Origin of the sequence: Serratia sp. ASV30 (assembly GCF_016428815.1) — a bacterium.
In the GTDB taxonomy this organism is placed as follows: Bacteria; Pseudomonadota; Gammaproteobacteria; order Enterobacterales; family Enterobacteriaceae; genus Chania; species Chania fonticola_C.
Genome location: NZ_JAELTL010000302.1, coordinates 1 through 224 on the forward strand (window position 1 = coordinate 1; position 224 = coordinate 224).

The following is a 224-nucleotide window of genomic DNA, read 5'->3' on the forward strand; positions in this document are numbered from 1 at the left end:
ATTAATCATTTTTTCCGCCGGGCTGCCGCGCCAACTGGCCGGGCTTTTGCTGGACTGATAGGTCACGCTGTCCAACCCGCCTTCCCGCGCCGAAGCCAGGCCATCCATACCCGCCACCGCACCAGACAGCACGATCAGCCGCCCGTGGTAACGTGCGCAGGACTGCTGCAAACGCTGCTGCAATGCGGCATCTGCCAGGGCGCCAGTAGAGATCACTGCCAGCC

Annotated in this window: 1 pseudogene; it reads right to left on the bottom strand. The window is 63.4% G+C overall.

The features are described 5' to 3' along the window. Positions 1–224: pseudogene (locus JHD74_RS26550) on the bottom strand (aspartate dehydrogenase); the annotation flags it as partial.